The organism is Dietzia sp. SLG310A2-38A2, from assembly GCF_014145095.1.
Lineage (GTDB): Bacteria > Actinomycetota > Actinomycetes > Mycobacteriales > Mycobacteriaceae > Dietzia.
On record NZ_JAALDX010000383.1, the window covers coordinates 1 to 2,357 of the forward strand.

Annotated in this window: 2 protein-coding genes; both read left to right on the plus strand. The window is 71.7% G+C overall.

Features of this window, described 5'->3' with window-relative positions:
* The first annotated feature begins 468 nt into the window (after nucleotides 1–468).
* The gene (locus G6027_RS13425; protein WP_182637606.1) at nucleotides 469–1,620 is read left to right on the plus strand and encodes a cytochrome P450; all 1,152 of its coding nucleotides are present in this window, start codon (nucleotides 469–471) and stop codon (nucleotides 1,618–1,620) included.
* Between the two features lie 65 nt (nucleotides 1,621–1,685).
* On the plus strand, nucleotides 1,686–2,297 hold the full coding sequence (locus tag G6027_RS13430; RefSeq protein ID WP_346995733.1) for a putative glycolipid-binding domain-containing protein: 612 nt from the start codon (nucleotides 1,686–1,688) through the stop codon (nucleotides 2,295–2,297).
* Nucleotides 2,298–2,357: the final 60 nt, after the last annotated feature.

Genomic DNA, 2,357 nt, shown 5'->3' on the forward strand with positions numbered 1-2,357 from the left:
CCCTCGCCGGGCCGGACGAGGGCCATCCACATCCCCTCCGCGCCCGCCCAGTGCAGGGCCGAGGGCGTGGGCGGGGAGTGCTCCAGGCCCACCGCGGCGCGCACGGCGGCGTCCACGGCGAGGAGGGAGGCGATGTCGTCGGGCGTCGAGTCCAGGTCCACGGGGAGCAGGGCCATGGGCTCACGGTAGTCGCTGACCATCGCGGCGAGGTGACGATCTCGGTGAACGTCCGGCGACTGCGGGGTAGCCGGCTCCGGTATTCGCCGGTCCGGCTGCGGCGACACCTGTCGACTCCTACGGTGTCACCATGGACAGTGTGACCTCTGACGACGGCGTTCCCTCCGGCCCACGGCTACCCGGCCTGGTGCAGGCCCTGCTCACACTCTCGGCTCCCGCGGTCGTCTTCCCGGCGGCCGCCAGGCGGTACGGGGTGCCGTTCAAGCTCGACCTGATGCCCAGGGGCGGACGGTGGTCGCCGTCGCCGATCCCGCCGACGTCAAGGACGTCTTCGCGGGCTCGCCGTCGGTCTTCCACGCCGGCAAGGGCAACGAGCTGTTGCGTCCGCTGTTGGGGGAGCACTCTCTCCTCCTCCAGGACGGCGACGAGCACGCGCGTGCCCGCCGGCTCCTCGCGCCGGCGTTCGGGCGCCGCGAGATCGAGGGGTACCGCTCGCTGGTCGAGGAGGTCACGACCGAGCAGTTGGATCGCTGGCCGCGCTCGGGCCGGGTCCGTGCACACATCCTGTTCAACGAGCTCACGCTCGAGGTGATCCTGCGCGTGGTGTTCGGGGTGACGGACTCGGCCCGCCTCGACCGGATCAGGCCGATCGTGGCGCGGGCGGTGGACGCCGGGCCGGTGGTGATGATCGGCATGGGCATCCTGCCGCTGCGTCGGTTCCGGCCGTGGAGCCGGCAGGTCCGGGACCTCGCGACGATCCACGACTTCCTGGGCGAGGAGATCGAGGCGACCCGCCGGGACCCGGCGCTGTCCGGGCGACGGGATCTGCTGGCACTGCTGGTGCGGGCGTCCGCCCAGGACGCGCAGGGGCTGACCGATCAGGAGCTGCGCGACCAGCTGATGACCCTGGTGGCCGCCGGACACGAGACCACGGCCACCGCCATGGCGTGGTCGGTGCTCGAGCTGGCCCGGCATCCCGGGATCCAGGACCGCTGTGTGTCCGAGATCGCCGCCGGCGACACGGAGTACCTGGACGCCGTGCTCAAGGAGTCCCTGAGGCTGCACCCCGTGGTCCCGATGGTGATGCGGGAGCTGCAGGAACCCGCCACCGTCGGCGGCCGCACCTACCCCAAGGGGATGACCATCTCGCCGTCGATCATCCTGGCCCACCGCGCGCCGGCCGCCTACCCCGCGCCCACGGAGTTCGACCCCGGCCGCTTCCTCGGCGACGTCCCCACCCCCACCACGTGGTTGCCCTTCGGCGGTGGTGCCCGCCGGTGCATCGGTGCGTCCTTCGCGATGATGGAGGGCGAGGTGATCCTGCGGCAGGTGCTGGAGCGGTACCGGCTCGGCCGCGTGGGCAGCGGCCGCGAGTGGCCCAGGGCGCGGAACGTGACCCTCTATCCGTGGCGGCGCGCGCGCGTGGAGCTGCGCCCGAGGTGACCCCAGGGTCACCGCAATGGGCCATTGATGTGCGTTTCGGTGGAGATTTTCCTACCGTAGGAGGGGTGAACGCTTCCCAGACGCCCTCGCCGGAGGTCGAAGCGCCGCGCGCCTCGGCTCCCTGCATGTACACGTGGATCTCCGAGACCGGCAGGGTGATCGAGCAGGTGAGAATCGTCCGGAAGGGCGAGTCCTCCCGCGCCCGGGGCCGGATCGTCGCCGCCGCGCATCCCGACCACCAGGCGTTCACGCTGGAGTACCAGGTGGAGATCGGATCGGATCTGGCCCCTCACCGGGTGCAGCTGACCGTCTCCACCGAGGAGTACGAGCGCACCATCGACCTGGTCCGCGACGCCGAGGGGTCCTGGCTGCTGGATGACACCTCCGACATCCGCTCCCGCGTGGGCGGCGACGGGGTGGTCGACGTGGACGTGACGTTCAGCGTGTTCTTCGCCAGCGTCATCAGCCGACGGCTCGGGCTGCACTCGCAGCCCGGTTCAACGGAGCAGCGGGTGCTCTCGGTGGACTCCCTGACGCTCGACGTCACCGAGGACTCGGTCACCTTCTCCAGCGACGACGAGATGGTCCACGGGATCACGGCCACCGCGGCCACGAGCGCGACCGTCGACTCCGACGGCTTCATCCTCGACGTCACCGGGCTCAGCCGGAGGGTCTGACCTCCAGCCCGGCGGCCCCGGCGGCGCGGAGGTCCGCGAGCCAGCCCGGTGCCCCCGGGG